The sequence below is a fragment of the Enterobacter sp. SLBN-59 genome (assembly GCF_024807915.1).
Taxonomy (GTDB): Bacteria; Pseudomonadota; Gammaproteobacteria; order Enterobacterales; family Enterobacteriaceae; genus Enterobacter; species Enterobacter asburiae_B.
Genome location: NZ_JANUFI010000001.1, coordinates 3,819,409 through 3,835,973 on the forward strand (window position 1 = coordinate 3,819,409; position 16,565 = coordinate 3,835,973).

The 16,565-nt window shown below is 55.0% G+C and carries 14 protein-coding genes; 11 read left to right on the top strand and 3 right to left on the bottom strand.

Annotated elements, in window-relative coordinates; translation table 11 throughout:
• The first annotated feature begins 473 nt into the window (after positions 1–473).
• From yqgB to speB, 3 genes are all read left to right on the top strand, one after another.
• Positions 474–605: an acid stress response protein YqgB gene (gene yqgB, locus M2422_RS18320; RefSeq protein WP_127341063.1), complete on the top strand. Its 132-nt coding sequence runs from the start codon at positions 474–476 to the stop codon at positions 603–605.
• Between the two features lie 8 nt (positions 606–613).
• Complete coding sequence (gene speA / locus M2422_RS18325) at positions 614–2,590, top strand: biosynthetic arginine decarboxylase (protein ID WP_023309121.1); 1,977 nt, start codon at positions 614–616, stop codon at positions 2,588–2,590.
• Positions 2,591–2,798: 208 nt separating this feature from the next.
• On the top strand, positions 2,799–3,719 hold the full coding sequence (speB, locus tag M2422_RS18330; RefSeq protein WP_014071686.1) for an agmatinase: 921 nt from the start codon (positions 2,799–2,801) through the stop codon (positions 3,717–3,719).
• A 51-nt stretch (positions 3,720–3,770) separates the two neighbouring features.
• Here the strand turns inward: speB and M2422_RS18335 are convergent, their stop codons facing one another.
• Both M2422_RS18335 and M2422_RS18340 read right to left on the bottom strand, forming a co-directional pair.
• The gene (locus M2422_RS18335; RefSeq protein WP_064673277.1) at positions 3,771–5,039 is read right to left on the bottom strand and encodes an OprD family outer membrane porin; all 1,269 of its coding nucleotides are present in this window, start codon (positions 5,037–5,039) and stop codon (positions 3,771–3,773) included.
• A 209-nt stretch (positions 5,040–5,248) separates the two neighbouring features.
• Positions 5,249–6,007 (bottom strand): M48 family metallopeptidase, encoded by a 759-nt coding sequence (locus tag M2422_RS18340; RefSeq protein WP_021242066.1) that lies wholly within the window; start codon positions 6,005–6,007, stop codon positions 5,249–5,251.
• A 272-nt stretch (positions 6,008–6,279) separates the two neighbouring features.
• On the opposite strand from M2422_RS18340, the gene tkt reads away from it, so the two are divergent.
• From tkt to M2422_RS18375, 7 genes are all read left to right on the top strand, one after another.
• A complete protein-coding gene (gene tkt / locus M2422_RS18345; protein WP_023309118.1) occupies positions 6,280–8,271 on the top strand; it encodes a transketolase in 1,992 nt (663 codons plus the stop codon).
• A 340-nt stretch (positions 8,272–8,611) separates the two neighbouring features.
• On the top strand, positions 8,612–9,631 hold the full coding sequence (gene epd, locus M2422_RS18350) for an erythrose-4-phosphate dehydrogenase (RefSeq protein WP_032660071.1): 1,020 nt from the start codon (positions 8,612–8,614) through the stop codon (positions 9,629–9,631).
• Between the two features lie 49 nt (positions 9,632–9,680).
• Complete coding sequence (gene pgk, locus M2422_RS18355) at positions 9,681–10,844, top strand: phosphoglycerate kinase (RefSeq protein ID WP_023333323.1); 1,164 nt, start codon at positions 9,681–9,683, stop codon at positions 10,842–10,844.
• Positions 10,845–10,936: 92 nt separating this feature from the next.
• On the top strand, positions 10,937–12,016 hold the full coding sequence (fbaA, locus tag M2422_RS18360) for a class II fructose-bisphosphate aldolase (RefSeq protein WP_029739216.1): 1,080 nt from the start codon (positions 10,937–10,939) through the stop codon (positions 12,014–12,016).
• Between the two features lie 186 nt (positions 12,017–12,202).
• Positions 12,203–13,057 carry a small-conductance mechanosensitive channel MscS gene (gene mscS / locus M2422_RS18365; RefSeq protein WP_033146600.1) on the top strand — a complete coding sequence of 285 codons (855 nt, stop codon included), beginning with the start codon at positions 12,203–12,205 and terminating at the stop codon, positions 13,055–13,057.
• A gap of 145 nt (positions 13,058–13,202) precedes the next feature.
• Positions 13,203–13,838, top strand: coding sequence for an arginine exporter ArgO (gene argO, locus M2422_RS18370; protein WP_021242063.1), 636 nt, complete (start codon positions 13,203–13,205; stop codon positions 13,836–13,838).
• 91 nt (positions 13,839–13,929) lie between these two features.
• On the top strand, positions 13,930–14,670 hold the full coding sequence (locus tag M2422_RS18375) for an oxidative stress defense protein (RefSeq protein WP_023309114.1): 741 nt from the start codon (positions 13,930–13,932) through the stop codon (positions 14,668–14,670).
• A 48-nt stretch (positions 14,671–14,718) separates the two neighbouring features.
• Here M2422_RS18375 and argP read toward each other — a convergent pair whose 3' ends face one another.
• A complete protein-coding gene (gene argP / locus M2422_RS18380; protein WP_008499727.1) occupies positions 14,719–15,612 on the bottom strand; it encodes a DNA-binding transcriptional regulator ArgP in 894 nt (297 codons plus the stop codon).
• A gap of 127 nt (positions 15,613–15,739) precedes the next feature.
• Here argP and rpiA point away from each other — a divergent pair, with 127 nt between their 5' ends.
• Positions 15,740–16,399 carry a ribose-5-phosphate isomerase RpiA gene (gene rpiA / locus M2422_RS18385; protein ID WP_014885151.1) on the top strand — a complete coding sequence of 220 codons (660 nt, stop codon included), beginning with the start codon at positions 15,740–15,742 and terminating at the stop codon, positions 16,397–16,399.
• The last annotated feature ends 166 nt before the right edge of the window (positions 16,400–16,565 follow it).

The window sequence follows — 16,565 nt, forward strand, 5'->3', positions numbered from 1 at the left end:
CTCTCACTCAGTTGAAATTGCTGCTGGCAATAATTCCTGACGGCCCCGGCAACACGCACATTTATCTTTTGCTTTTTACCCCTGTTCTCGGTATAAAACGCGGCGCGCGGCTCATATAAAATAAGCGCTCGATGAACTCATCGTGTCGCCACTTCCAGCCGGGTTAAGCAGTGAACTTTTAGCTTTGGCTTGTGGTCCGTTTCAACAGAGGCGGCCGTGGAGGTGATACGAGATAATGAACCATCGTTTTCCGCACATTCAGCGCAGCCGTTCTGGCGCGTATTTGATTCCCGCAACCCGCATTTCTAGTCTGCAAACCTGCCGATGTTATACCCATCTCGGCGCTTCTCAGGATTCCAGGGCCGGTCACGCTTTGTGAAAACTGAACAAGGGCGCTCTTGTTAATACAAGAGTTTTCTCGTGGTTTCGCCGAACCTTGTCATACAGAGTTCGGATACGTGTTTTACAATGATATGAATAAGAAACCGGTCGCACGGTCTGGTTTTCAGCATACTCTGCTGGGAAACGGAGCCGTTTATGGGTTGTTATCGCCGTATAACGCTGCGATAGTAGTCAACTGTTTTACACTTATTACAAAGAGTTGAGGTTCGCTATGTCTGACGACATGTCTTCTTTTTCGCCTTCGTCAGCGGGCGAACAGGGTGTACTACGTTCTATGCAGGAGGTTGCGATGAGCTCCGAGGAAGCCAGCAAGATGCTGCGCACTTACAATATTGCCTGGTGGGGCAATAACTACTACGACGTCAACGAACTGGGCCACATCAGCGTCTGCCCGGATCCGGACGTCCCTGAAGCGCGCGTGGATCTCGCGAAACTGGTGAAAGCCCGTGAGGCTCAGGGCCAGCGTTTGCCTGCACTGTTCTGCTTCCCGCAGATCCTGCAACATCGCCTGCGTTCTATTAACGCCGCGTTCAAGCGCGCGCGTGAGTCCTACGGCTATAAAGGCGACTATTTCCTGGTTTACCCGATCAAGGTGAACCAGCACCGCCGCGTGATTGAATCCCTGATCCACTCCGGCGAGCCGCTGGGCCTGGAAGCAGGCTCCAAAGCGGAGCTGATGGCGGTTCTGGCCCATGCGGGCATGACCCGTTCAGTGATCGTCTGTAACGGCTATAAAGACCGTGAATACATTCGTCTGGCGCTGATTGGCGAGAAGATGGGCCACAAGGTCTATCTGGTTATCGAAAAGATGACCGAAATCGCCATCGTGCTGGAAGAGGCCGAACGTCTGAACGTGGTGCCGCGCCTTGGCGTGCGTGCGCGTCTGGCGTCACAAGGTTCCGGTAAATGGCAGTCCTCCGGCGGCGAGAAATCCAAGTTCGGCCTGGCGGCAAACCAGGTGCTGCAGCTGGTGGAAATCCTGCGCGAGCGCGGTCGTCTGGACAGCATTCAGCTGCTGCACTTCCACCTCGGCTCGCAGATGGCCAATATTCGCGACATCGCCACCGGCGTGCGTGAGTCAGCGCGTTTCTACGTTGAGCTGCACAAGCTCGGCGTGAATATTCAGTGCTTCGACGTGGGCGGTGGCCTCGGCGTGGACTACGAAGGGACCCGCTCGCAGTCTGACTGTTCCGTGAACTACGGCCTGAACGAATACGCGAACAACATCATCTGGGCGATCGGTGATGCCTGTGAAGAGAACGGCTTGCCGCATCCGACGGTGATCACCGAATCCGGTCGCGCGGTGACCGCGCACCATACGGTGCTGGTCTCTAACATCATCGGCGTTGAGCGTAGCGAAATCTCAGAAGCGACGCCTCCGGCAGACGATGCCCCGCGTTCCCTGCAAAGCATGTGGGAAACCTGGCAGGAAATGCACGAGCCGGGCACGCGTCGTTCCCTGCGCGAATGGCTGCACGACAGCCAGATGGATCTGCATGATATTCACGTGGGTTATTCTTCAGGCACCTTCAGCCTGCAGGAGCGCGCGTGGGCGGAGCAGCTCTACCTGAACATGTGCCATGAAGTGCAGAAACAGCTCGACCCGAGCAACCGCGCGCACCGTCCGATTATCGACGAGCTGCAGGAGCGTATGGCGGATAAGATTTACGTCAACTTCTCGCTGTTCCAGTCGATGCCGGATGCCTGGGGTATCGACCAGCTTTTCCCGGTTCTGCCGCTGGAAGGGCTGAACCACGCCCCGGAACGCCGTGCGGTGCTGCTGGACATCACCTGTGACTCCGACGGTGCCATCGACCACTACGTCGACGGCGACGGTATCGCAACGACGATGCCAATGCCAGAATACGACCCGGAGAACCCACCGATGCTGGGCTTCTTTATGGTCGGCGCGTATCAGGAGATCCTCGGCAACATGCACAACCTGTTCGGTGATACCGAAGCGGTGGACGTGTTCGTGTTCCCTGACGGCAACGTGGAAATTGAGCTGTCCGATGAAGGGGACACCGTGGCGGACATGCTGGAATACGTTCAGCTGGATCCGAAAAAACTGCTCACTCAGTTCCGCGACCAGGTGAAAAACACCGGTCTGGACGATGCGCTCCAGCAGCAGTTCCTGGAAGAGTTTGAAGCGGGCCTGTACGGGTACACCTACCTGGAAGACGAGTAGGAAAACGCCCTCTCCCACAGGGAGAGGGCGGGGTGAGGGCATCAGACCGCACAATGCCCTATACTCACTTGAACCCGTATGCATTACCGGCGATAATTCGCCCCAATAAGCGATTTACGAATCAATCCCTTCCTCGTCGGGTTTAACGACGCGGAGGGGATTTTTTTTCATCTGTTTTTAATGTATCGACTTTAAAAGAGGTCAGGACATGAGCACTTTAGGTCATCAGTACGATAACTCTCTGGTATCTAACGCGTTTGGTTTTTTACGCCTTCCGATGAACTTCCAGCCGTACGACAGCGACGCTGACTGGGTGATCACCGGCGTGCCGTTCGATATGGCAACATCTGGCCGCGCGGGTGGTCGTCACGGCCCGGCAGCGATTCGTCAGGTTTCCACTAACCTTGCCTGGGAGCATAACCGCTTCCCGTGGAACTTCGACATGCGCGAGCGCCTGAACGTGGTGGACTGCGGTGACCTGGTGTACGCCTTCGGCGACGCGCGTGAGATGAGCGAAAAGCTGCAGGCGCACGCCGAGAAGCTGCTGGCTGCCGGTAAGCGCATGCTCTCCTTCGGCGGCGACCACTTCGTGACCCTGCCGCTGCTGCGCGCCCATGCGAAGCACTTCGGTAAAATGGCGCTGGTGCACTTCGATGCACATACCGACACCTACGCGAACGGCTGCGAGTTTGACCACGGCACCATGTTCTTCACCGCGCCGAACGAAGGTCTGATCGATCCGAACCACTCCGTGCAGATCGGCATCCGCACCGAGTTCGACAAAGACAACGGTTTCACCGTGCTGGATGCGGGCCAGGTTAACGATCGCGGCGTGGACGACATCATCGCGCAGGTGAAGCAGATCGTGGGTGATATGCCCGTGTATCTGACCTTCGACATCGACTGTCTGGATCCGGCATTTGCACCGGGCACCGGTACGCCGGTCATCGGCGGTTTGACCTCAGATCGTGCCATCAAGCTGGTGCGCGGCCTGAAGGATCTGAACATTGTCGGGATGGACGTGGTGGAAGTGGCGCCTGCGTATGACCAGTCCGAGATCACCGCGCTGGCCGCAGCGACTCTGGCGCTGGAAATGCTCTACATTCAGGCAGCCAAAAAAGGCGAATAAGCCTCACCTTGCGTGAAAAAAACCTCTCTATTGAGAGGTTTTTTATTGTCTTCAGAACACGTTAAACGGGTATTCCACATAAGCGCGGATCTCGTCCCCGCCCACGTTGTACTCGCTGGCGTTGCCGGAGACGCGCAGTACGGAGTAGCGCAGTTTAAGCTTCAGATCCTTCGCCGGACCATCCTGCACCTGGTACTGGATCTGGTTAAACCACTCGTGCTCTTTGCCGTTGCTGGTTTCAGAGGTCTTAATATTATCCCCACGCACGTAGGCAGTGGTCCAGCTCAGGCCCGGTAAGCCAAGACCGCCAAAGTCCAGACCGTAGGATGCCTGCCAGGAACGTTCGTCTTCGCCGTTAAAATCAGACCAGTAGGAGTTCGCCAGCCAGATGGTGTTTCCACCGTCACCCACGCCGCCCTTGTCGCGATAGCCGCCGTAGTTGTAGCCGGTGCTGCCGCTGCTCTGCTGGTACGCCACTTTGAACGTGTGAATGTCCCAGATGTAGCTCGCCGCCAGGCTCCAGATGGTGTTGCTGCGGCCCGTGTCGAGGCTGTCCGCGTAACCCTGATCCAGACGGGAGTTATAGCCGTTGAAGTCGAGCACCAGCTGCTGCCCGGTGCTGAACGGCTGTTTGAAGTTCATGCCCAGGTACTGCTTGTTCATCACCTCTTCATTATGAGAGGCGTACAGCGCGCCGCTGAACTGGTCGTTAAACTGATAGCTCGCACCGCCGAAGGAGAGGCTCTTCAGTCCGCTGTCGTGGCGGTCATCGCTTTTACGCTGCTCGTCGGTGAAGTAACCGGCGTTGATTTCCAAACCGTCGATCTCTTTCGAGGTCAGCATGGTGCCGGTGTAGCTTTCAAACAGCAGGCGGGAGCTGTCGGCATTCACGATGGGCAGCTCAGGGCGCTGATTTCCGTAGCTCAGTACGGTATTCGAGATGCGCATTTTGGCGGTTGCGCCAAACTTTGCCAGATCGGATTTTGCCCGGCCGTCGTCTTCCTGCTTAAAGAAGTCGATGCCGCCCGCGCCGCTCTTGCCGCGGCCGCCGTCCAGGCGCACGCCATACTGCGCGATTCCGTCCACGCCAAAGCCCACCAGCCCTTCGGTATAGCCGGATGCAAACGTGGCGATGATCCCCTGACCCCATTCGGCTTTGTCCTGCTGGCCCTGATGGTAGTCGCGGCTGATATACGCATTGCGTAAAAACAGATCCAGATGGCTGTCGTCAATAAAACCCTGGCTGTCGGATTGCTGGCTTGCAGCGGCGGGTAATGCGGAAAATAAGCTTAAAGCAATTAATGATAATTCTTTTTTCACGGAGGGAACGTCTCTGTCTGGATATAGTAATTTGAATAACTGCGGGGTGATAATTACCGGAAAAAGTAACCTTTGCAATAATTATGTGACCAGACATTTCAAGGCGATAAGGCAGATTTGGCGGGGCTTTCAGGGGTGTTATCGATACGTGCTGTTAAGTTAACAATTCATGCGAAATAAAAAGGAGGCAAAATTGCCTCCTTCTGAAATTATTTAATTCCGTCTGCGGCCATACGGTCGCGAATATGCTGTGCGCGTTCTTCTGAGGCCGGGTGATCGTCAAACATGGAGCTTTGGCGTCCGGCTTCCAGCTTGGCCAGTTTTTCGAAGCTGGTGGCTAAGCCTGATGGATTAATGCCGCGTTTGCGCAACAGATCGTAGGAGTAGTCATCCGCCTCGGACTCCTGACGCTGTGAGAACTGAGAGTTAACCAGCTTTTCACCCACGTCGCCAAGCTGTGACTGCGACAGGCTGCCAACGATACCGCCCGCAGAGGCCGCCGCTGCGCGGATGGCATTGGTGCCCAGGGCAACCTGCATCCCTTTCTTCACGTGTCCCAGGGCAACGTGGCCCATTTCATGGCCGATGACCGCTTCCACTTCGTTGTCGGTCATCATGTCCATCAGCCCGCTATAGACGCGGATACAGCCGTTCGCCATCGCGAAGGCGTTCACGTCTTTCGCCATGTACACCTTGTAGTTCACCGGCTGGCCGTTGATGTTGTCGCCCAGCGCGGAAGCAATCTTATTCAGACGCTGCGTGTAGGTACTGTTAGCCGGCGCAAGCGTGGCTTTTCCGTCCATATCTTTACAGGCCTGGTCGCTCAGCGCTTTAACCTGCGCATCGCTCAGGGAATAGGCCTGAAAGGCCTCTGCGCCTGACGTCATCAGACCGTTAGAATCCATATTCTGACAGCCGCTCAGCAGGAGCGTTGTACCCAGGGCCAGCACTATTGCACGCATTTTCATGAGGTTGCTTCCGTACTCGTTAAACTGAATAAAATCCGAAAAGGGCACCGTCAGCGAAGCCGGTGTCGGGCTAAGTATAAGGAATATCTACAGGGCCGGGCGAGCAGATTGCGCAACATGCGAGCATGATCCAGAGATTTCTTAACAAGCAAAAGAATGCTCCATGTACATGACTTGCGGCTTGGGTTACATTGTTGGCACTTTTTTCCGGCGTAGCCCAAAACGCGCTGTCGTCAAGGGCATGGCCTTTAACAGTCCGATCTGGAGTTAAAATGTCCTCACGTAAAGAGCTTGCTAATGCTATTCGTGCGCTGAGCATGGACGCAGTACAGAAAGCCAAATCCGGCCACCCAGGGGCTCCTATGGGTATGGCTGATATCGCCGAAGTCCTGTGGCGTGATTTCCTGAACCACAACCCGCAGAACCCGTCATGGGCTGACCGCGACCGCTTCGTGCTGTCCAACGGCCACGGCTCTATGCTGATCTATAGCCTGCTGCACCTCACCGGCTACGATCTGCCAATTGAAGAGCTGAAAAACTTCCGTCAGCTGCACTCTAAAACTCCAGGTCACCCGGAAGTGGGTTACACCGCTGGCGTAGAAACCACCACTGGCCCGCTGGGTCAGGGTATTGCTAACGCTGTGGGTATGGCGATCGCCGAGAAGACGCTGGCGGCGCAGTTCAACCGTCCTGGTCACGACATCGTAGACCACTTCACCTACGCGTTCATGGGCGACGGCTGCATGATGGAAGGCATTTCTCACGAAGTGTGCTCCCTGGCAGGTACCCTGAAGCTGGGCAAACTGGTTGCGTTCTATGACGACAACGGTATCTCCATCGACGGTCACGTTGAAGGCTGGTTCACCGACGACACCGCAGCACGTTTCGAAGCCTACGGCTGGCACGTAGTGCGTGGCGTTGATGGTCACGATGCTGACTCGATTAAACGTGCAGTGGAAGAAGCGCGCGCGGTGACGGACAAACCGTCTCTGCTGATGTGCAAAACCATCATCGGTTTCGGTTCGCCGAACAAGGCGGGTACTCACGACTCCCACGGCGCGCCTCTGGGCGACGCGGAAATCGCACTGACCCGCGAAGCGCTGGGCTGGAAACACCCTGCATTCGAAATCCCGTCTGAGATCTACGCTCAGTGGGATGCAAAAGAAGTAGGCCAGGCGAAAGAAGCGGCCTGGAACGAGAAGTTCGCTGCCTATGCGAAAGCGTTCCCGCAGGAAGCTGCGGAATTCACCCGTCGTATGAAAGGTGAAATGCCGTCTGACTTCGACGCGAAAGCGAACGAATTCATCGCTAAGCTGCAGGCGAACCCGTCTAAAATCGCGAGCCGTAAAGCGTCTCAGAATGCAATTGAAGCGTTCGGCCCATGGCTTCCTGAATTCCTGGGCGGCTCCGCTGACCTGGCGCCATCTAACCTGACCCTGTGGTCTGGTTCTAAGCCAATCAACGAAGATACTGCCGGTAACTACATCCATTACGGTGTACGTGAATTCGGTATGACTGCGATTGCCAACGGTATCTCCCTGCACGGCGGTTTCCTGCCGTACACCTCTACCTTCCTGATGTTTGTCGAATATGCACGTAACGCCGTGCGTATGGCCGCGCTGATGAAACAGCGTCAGGTGATGGTCTACACCCACGACTCCATCGGTCTGGGCGAAGATGGTCCAACTCACCAGCCGGTAGAGCAGGTGGCTTCCCTGCGCGTGACTCCGAACATGAGCACATGGCGTCCATGTGACCAGGTGGAATCCGCGGTGGCGTGGAAATACGGCGTTGAGCGTCAGGACGGTCCAACCGCGCTGATCCTCTCCCGTCAGAACCTGGCACAGCAGGAGCGTACGCCTGAGCAGCTGGCGAACATCGCTCGCGGTGGTTACGTGCTGAAAGATTGCGCGGGCCAGCCAGAGCTGATCTTCATCGCCACCGGTTCGGAAGTTGAACTGGCTGTTGCCGCGTGGGAAAAACTGACTGCCGAAGGCGTGAAAGCGCGCGTGGTCTCCATGCCGTCTACCGATGCGTTCGACAAACAGGATGCCGCTTACCGTGAATCCGTTCTGCCTAAAGCGGTTTCCGCTCGTGTAGCAGTGGAAGCGGGTATCGCTGACTACTGGTTCAAATACGTGGGTCTGAACGGCGCTATCGTCGGTATGACCACCTTCGGTGAATCTGCTCCTGCAGAACAGCTGTTCGAAGAGTTCGGCTTCACCGTTGAGAACGTTGTCGCGAAAGCGAAAGAACTGCTGTAATCGTTTGTACGGTGCGGGCTGATGCCCTCACCCGAGCCCTCTCCCACGGGAGAGGGTGCAAACACTAAAAAACGGTAACCTCTCGGTTACCGTTTTGCTTTTACCTTGCCGCCATTATTCCACCTAAAATGTGACGCAAGTCATATAGCGCGCTTATTCATCTGGACAGACATTCCTTTTATTCCCCGATTCGCTTATTCTTGCTGAAGCGTTTCAGTCGATTAAATGTTCGACAATTGACCAATCAATCGCAGTTTGTGACAGCAAGGATTCCCCTTCGGGCGTAGCTGGATTACTCTTTCAGCCACCTCAAACTCAGGGATTGCTTTGCAGGAGATCTATGACCGTACGCGTAGCGATTAATGGCTTCGGTCGCATCGGACGTAACGTGGTTCGTGCTTTATATGAATCAGGACGTCGGGCGGAAATAACCGTGGTAGCAATCAATGAACTGGCGGATGCTACGGGCATGGCGCATTTGTTGAAATATGACACCAGCCACGGACGCTTTGCCTGGGACGTACGCCAGGAAAGAGATCGACTTTTTGTTGGTGACGACGCTATTCGTGTGCTGCATGAGAACAGCATCTCCGGGCTACCCTGGCGTGAACTGGGTGTGGATGTGGTGCTTGACTGTACCGGCGTGTACGGCAACCGTGAACATGGCGAAGCGCATCTGGCAGCAGGCGCGAAAAAAGTCCTGTTTTCTCATCCCGGCAGTAACGACCTCGACGCGACCGTCGTGTTTGGCGTCAACCAGCATGAGCTGCAGGCCGAACACCGCATTGTTTCCAACGCCTCCTGTACCACTAACTGCATTATTCCGGTCATCAAACTGTTAGACGATGCGTATGGCATTGAATCCGGCACCGTGACCACGATTCACTCCGCCATGCACGATCAGCAGGTTATCGACGCCTACCATCCGGATTTACGACGCACTCGCGCAGCGAGCCAGTCAATCATTCCGGTGGACACGAAACTGGCTGCAGGGATCACCCGAATTTTTCCGCAGTTTAATGACCGGTTTGAAGCGATTGCCGTGCGTGTTCCGACGATTAACGTCACCGCAATCGACCTTAGCGTGACGGTGAAAAAACCGGTAAAAGCCTGTGAAGTCAACCTGTTGCTGCAAAAAGCGGCACAGGGGGCATTTCATGGTATAGTTGACTATACGGAATTACCGTTGGTCTCAGTAGATTTTAACCACGACCCGCACAGCGCCATCGTCGATGGCACGCAAACGAGAGTCAGTGGCGCACACCTTATCAAGACGCTGGTCTGGTGTGATAACGAATGGGGCTTTGCTAACCGAATGCTCGACACCACGTTAGCAATGGCCGCTCAAGGTTTCAGGTAAGACGCATTGTGCGTCTGCAAAACTTTAAGAATCAACGAGAGGATTCACCATGTCTGTAATTAAGATGACCGATCTGGATCTGGCTGGTAAACGCGTTTTCATCCGTGCCGATCTGAACGTACCGGTTAAAGATGGCAAAGTGACCAGCGACGCGCGTATCCGTGCATCTCTGCCAACCATCGAACTGGCTCTGAAGCAGGGCGCGAAAGTGATGGTCACCTCCCACCTGGGTCGTCCAACTGAAGGCGAGTACAACGAAGAGTTCTCTCTGCTGCCAGTGGTTAATTACCTGAAAGACAAACTGTCCAACCCGGTTCGCCTGGTGAAAGATTACCTGGACGGCGTTGAAGTTGCAGCCGGTGAACTGGTTGTTCTGGAAAACGTTCGCTTTAACAAAGGCGAAAAGAAAGACGACGAAACTCTGTCCAAAAAATACGCTGCACTGTGCGACGTGTTCGTGATGGATGCATTCGGTACGGCTCACCGTGCTCAGGCGTCAACCCACGGTATCGGTAAATTTGCAGACGTAGCGTGCGCCGGTCCTCTGCTGGCTGACGAACTGGAAGCGCTGGGTAAAGCACTGAAAGAACCTGCTCGTCCAATGGTGGCTATCGTTGGTGGTTCTAAAGTTTCTACCAAACTGACCGTTCTGGATTCCCTGTCTAAAATCGCTGACCAGCTGATCGTTGGCGGTGGTATCGCGAACACCTTCGTTGCTGCTCAGGGCCACAACGTGGGCAAATCCCTGTACGAAGCAGACCTGGTTGACGAAGCCAAACGCCTGCTGAGCACCTGCGATATCCCGGTTCCAACTGACGTTCGCGTAGCGACCGAGTTCTCCGAAACCGCAACCGCGACCCTGAAATCTGTTAACGACATCAAAGATGAAGAGCAGATTCTGGACCTGGGCGACGTTTCTGCACAGAAACTGGCTGAAATCCTCAAAAACGCAAAAACTATCCTGTGGAACGGTCCTGTTGGCGTGTTCGAATTCCCGAACTTCCGCAAAGGTACTGAAATCGTTGCTAACGCTATCGCAGACAGCGAAGCGTTTTCTATCGCAGGCGGTGGTGACACCCTGGCAGCAATCGACCTGTTCGGTATCGCTGACAAGATCTCCTACATCTCCACTGGTGGCGGCGCATTCCTCGAATTCGTGGAAGGCAAAGTACTGCCAGCAGTAGCAATGCTCGAAGAGCGCGCTAAGAAGTAAGCCATTCAAGGGCAGGGAAACCTGCCCAATTTTCAGCGCGCTTTTAAGAGCTCGCACCTTTTCTAACGGCCGAAGATACAGGACTAAGCAACATGTCTAAAATTTTTGATTTCGTAAAACCTGGCGTTATCACTGGTGATGACGTACAGAAAGTGTTCCAGGTAGCTAAAGAAAACAACTTCGCTCTGCCAGCAGTTAACTGCGTGGGTACCGACTCCATCAACGCCGTACTGGAAACTGCCGCTAAAGTTAAAGCGCCAGTTATCGTTCAGTTCTCTAACGGCGGCGCTGCGTTCATCGCAGGTAAAGGCGTGAAAACTGACATTCCTCAGGGTGCTGCAATTCTGGGCGCTATCTCTGGTGCGCACCACGTACACCAGATGGCTGAGCACTACGGTGTTCCAGTTATCCTGCACACTGACCACTGCGCGAAGAAACTGCTGCCGTGGATCGACGGTCTGCTGGACGCGGGTGAAAAACACTTCGCGGCTACCGGTAAGCCACTGTTCTCTTCTCACATGATCGACCTGTCTGAAGAGTCACTGCACGAAAACATCGAAATCTGCTCCAAATACCTGGCGCGCATGGCCAAAATGGGCATGACTCTGGAAATCGAACTGGGTTGCACCGGTGGTGAAGAAGACGGCGTGGACAACAGCCACATGGACGCTTCTGCACTGTACACCCAGCCAGAAGACGTTGATTACGCTTACACCGAGCTGAGCAAAATCAGCCCACGCTTCACCATCGCAGCGTCCTTCGGTAACGTACACGGCGTTTACAAACCAGGTAACGTGGTTCTGACCCCGACCATCCTGCGTGATTCTCAGGAATACGTTTCCAAGAAACACAACCTGCCGCACAACAGCCTGAACTTCGTCTTCCACGGCGGTTCCGGTTCTTCTGCTCAGGAAATCAAAGACTCCGTAAGCTACGGCGTAGTGAAAATGAACATCGATACCGACACCCAGTGGGCAACATGGGACGGTATCCTGCAGTACTACAAAACCAACGAAGCTTACCTGCAGGGTCAGCTGGGCAACCCGAAAGGCGAAGACCAGCCGAACAAGAAATACTACGATCCACGCGTATGGCTGCGCGCTGCCCAGACTTCAATGATTACTCGTCTGGAGCAGGCATTCAAAGAACTGAACGCGGTAGACGTTCTGTAATTTGAGCTGCTAACAGCATCAGAAGGCCCGCAAATGCGGGCCTTTTTTTATGCTTTTTCAATACTCTGCCAGGCCGGTTTTTGTGATCTGTTTGGCAATACTTGCGCTTTTTGTTTACCCTTTACGGACCTGCCTGTCTCCATGGGGGATGGATTTTGTGTTTTGGTTTAACAAAAGGAAGAATAAATGGAACAACTCGATGTTGTAGACAGCATCAATAACGCCGGTAACTGGCTGGTGCGCAACCAGGCGCTGTTGCTGAGCTATGCCGTCAATATCGTCGCGGCGATTGCCATCATCATCGTCGGTATGATCGTGGCGCGCATTGTATCGAACACGGTTAACCGCGTAATGCTGGCCCGTAACATTGACGCCACGGTGGCTGACTTCCTCTCCGCGCTGGTGCGCTACGGCATTATCGCCTTTACGCTGATTGCGGCGCTGGGCCGTGTGGGCGTGCAGACCGCCTCCGTCATTGCCGTTCTCGGTGCCGCCGGTCTGGCTATTGGTCTGGCGCTGCAGGGCTCGCTGTCAAACCTGGCGGCTGGCGTTCTGCTGGTCACCTTCCGTCCGTTCCGCTCCGGCGAATACGTTGACCTTGGCGGCATTGCCGGGACCGTGCTGCAGGTGCAGATTTTCTCAACGACCATGCGTACCGTCGATGGCCGCATCGTGGTCGTGCCGAACGGGAAAATCATCGCGGGCAACATCATTAACTTCTCCCGTGAACCGGTGCGTCGTAACGAGCTGATTATCAGCGTGGCGTACGACTCCGACATCGATCAGGTGAAGTCGCTGATTAGTAATATCATTGCTTCAGACGATCGCATTCTGAAAGATAAAGAGCAGACGGTTCGCCTGAACGAGCTGGGCGCTTCCTCCATTAACTTCGTGGTGCGTATCTGGAGCAAAAGCAGCGATCTGCAAAACGTGTACTGGGACGTGCTGGAACGCATTAAGCGCGACTTTGATGCCAACGGCATCAGCTTCCCGTACCCTCAGATGGACGTAAACGTCAAAAAAGTCAAAGAAGCCGAATAACTTCTCCCGCAGGCCCGGTAGGCGCTAGCGCCACCGGGCTTTATTTTTATAAGTGCTGCTAATCCCCAATTAATATTATCAATTTCCTCTAATGTAATTCGCGCAGTATAGTCTCCTTCCAGAACAATACTGTGAGAATTTCGTCATGTTATCTTATTATTTTCAAGGGCTTGCCTTAGGTGCGGCCATGATCCTTCCCCTTGGCCCGCAAAATGCGTTTGTGATGAACCAGGGCATTCGCCGCCAGTATCATCTGATGATTGCCCTGCTGTGCGCGGTAAGCGATTTACTGCTGATCTGTGCCGGAATTTTTGGCGGCAGCGCATTGCTCATGCAGTCTCCCTGGCTGCTGGCGCTGGTCACCTGGGGCGGCGTGGCGTTTTTGCTCTGGTACGGTTTTGGTGCCCTGAAAACGGCGATGAGCAGCAACCTCGAACTGGCGAGCGCGGAAGTCATGAAGCAGGGCCGCTGGAAGATTATCGTCACCATGCTGGCGGTCACCTGGCTTAATCCGCATGTTTATCTGGACACCTTCGTGGTGCTGGGCAGCCTGGGCGGGCAGCTGGACGTTGAGCCGAAACGCTGGTTTGCGCTGGGAACGGTCAGCGCCTCTTTCCTCTGGTTCTTTGGTCTCGCCATTCTGGCCGCATGGCTGGCTCCTCGTCTGCGTACGGCCAAAGCCCAGCGCATCATTAATACGCTGGTGGGGCTGGTGATGTGGTTTATTGCTTTTCAGCTGGCAAAAGAGGGGATTCACCACGTTCAGGAATTGTTCAACTAATCCTTGTCTTATGGACAACTGAACAAGACCCGCTAAGCTTGCTGGCATGCGCCCTGTTAATGGGCACTCTTCGCAACATGGAGGAATAACAGTGAAGTTTAAGGTGATGGCCCTGGCGGCATTAGTAAGTTTTGGTGCGGTGTCGGTGCAGGCAAGTGAACTGCCGGATGGCCCGCACATCGTCACTTCAGGCACCGCAAGCGTGGACGCGGTACCCGATGTCGCAACGCTGGCAATTGAAGTCAATGTATCTGCGAAAGATGCGGCATCTGCCAAGAAGCAGGCTGACGATCGTGTTGCGCAATACCTCTCTTTCCTCGAGCAGAACGGTGTCGGTAAAAAAGATATCAACTCCGCGAACCTGCGTACTCAACCCGATTACGACTACCAGAATGGTAAAAGCATCCTGAAAGGCTACCGTGCCGTGCGTACCGTCGAAGTGACCGTGCGTCAGCTGGATAAGCTTAACTCGCTGCTGGATGGCGCGCTGAAGGCGGGTCTGAACGAAATTCGTTCCGTGTCGCTGGGCGTTGCGCAACCGGAGAAATACAAAGACGAAGCGCGTAAAGCGGCGATTGATGATGCCATTCACCAGGCGGAACAGCTGGCTTCTGGCTTTAAGAGCAAGCTCGGCCCGGTTTACAGCGTGCGTTACCACGTCTCTAACTACCAGCCAAGCCCGATGGTGCGGATGATGAAGGCTGATGCAGCCCCGGTGTCTGCTCAGGAAACTTACGAGCAGCCAACCATCCAGTTTGACGATCAGGTGGATGTGGTGTTCCAGCTGGAGCCAACTCAAACTCAGCAAACTGAGGCGGCTAAGGCGCAGTAATTTGCCCTCACCCTAACCCTCTCCCGCAGGGAGAGGGAATTCAATCGATTAATCCTGTCTCAACACCTTGTGCCCGTAGGCCAGCAGCGCGTCGGTGACGTTGCGCATCATGCGGCTTTCTGGCGCAAACCGGTGCCAGTAGAGCATCCGGCGCTGATATAGCCCCGGCGTGAGGTCAATCAGCTCACCGCTTTTCAACTCTTTCTCAATCTGCAGATGCGGGATCATGCAGCAGGTGGTGCCCTGACGCGCAAGCTGCACAAAGGCTTCAGACGAGTTGACGATATGGCACGGCACGCTGCCCGGCGGCAGATCGAAGTTTTGCTGCAGGAACGCCTGATGCATATCGTCCAGATGGTCGAACGCCACGGCAGGGGCTTTCAGCAGCGCGGCGCGGGTGACGCCGTTCGGGAAGTAGCGCTCGGCAAAGGCTTTTGAACCCACAAACAGGTAGTCCAGCGCGCCCAGCTGATCGACAAGACAGCTTGGCAGCGCCTGAGGCTGAATACTGACCGCCCCAACCACTTCACCGCGACGCAGGCGTTCCTGGGTACGGGTTTCATCTTCCACCTGGAGATTCAGGCGGATAGGGGAGTCCGCTAATACCGGCGCAAGGGCCGGCAGCAGCCAGGTTGCCAGGCTGTCGGCGTTGACCGCCAGAGAGAGCAGCAGCGGCGTAGAGCCCGTTTGTTCGTCACCCAGCCACTCGTCTTCCAGCAGTTCAACCTGGCGCAGCAGGGCGAGAAGCTTTTGCCCTTGCTCGGTTGGACGTGGCGGCACGGTACGCACCAGCAGCGGCTGGCCGAACATGTTTTCAAGCTGTTTGATACGCTGTGATACGGCGGACTGGGTGATGCAAAGCTTTTGCGCCGCGCGCTCAAAACCGCGTTCACGAATAACTGCATCAAGTGCCTGTAGTGTTCTGTAGTCCGGACGTTTCATTGCTCTGGCTGGCTCCTTAATTTTGCTTATTCTGCACTATGACACAATTTTCCCTTCGTGGCAGACGAATTCCATTCGACGTGTTCTATAATGCGCCCTGAGTTTTCACACCACAGGCAAAACGATCATGACGCAGGATGAACTGAAAAAAGCAGTAGGATGGGCCGCTCTCCAGTACGTGCAGCCGGGTACCATTGTTGGTGTCGGTACGGGATCAACCGCGGCACACTTTATCGATGCGCTGGGCACGATGAAGGGGCAAATCGAGGGCGCGGTTTCCAGCTCTGATGCTTCCACGGAAAAGCTGAAAAGCCTCGGCATTACCGTTTTCGATCTCAACGAAGTGGATCGTCTGGGGATTTACGTTGATGGTGCGGATGAAATCAACGGCCACATGCAGATGATCAAAGGCGGCGGCGCGGCGCTGACGCGCGAGAAGATCATCGCCTCCGTTGCGGACAAGTTCATCTGCATCGCGGATGCCTCCAAGCAGGTCGACATTCTGGGTAATTTCCCACTGCCGGTCGAAGTGATCCCAATGGCGCGTAGCGCGGTTGCCCGTCAGCTGGTGAAGCTGGGCGGTCGTCCGGAATACCGTCAGGGCGTAGTCACCGATAACGGTAACGTGATCCTCGACGTTCACGGTCTGGAAATTCTTGACGCGATTGCGCTGGAAAATGCCATCAACGCTATCCCAGGCGTAGTGACCGTAGGGCTATTCGCCAACCGTGGCGCGGATGTGGCGCTGATCGGCACCGCTGACGGCGTGAAAACCATCGTAAAATGATCTGACGGGGGGAGTCCTCCCCCCGCTAAAAAATTTTTGAAAAGCTAAATTCGGTGACTTGTGTCACGTTTTTACGCCTCATTTGCCGATCCTGCCGCGTTTGTAAATTTCCATAGCATTTTCCTCTGACATTTTGCTCTGTATGACTTTTCTTCAGAGTGCCGAC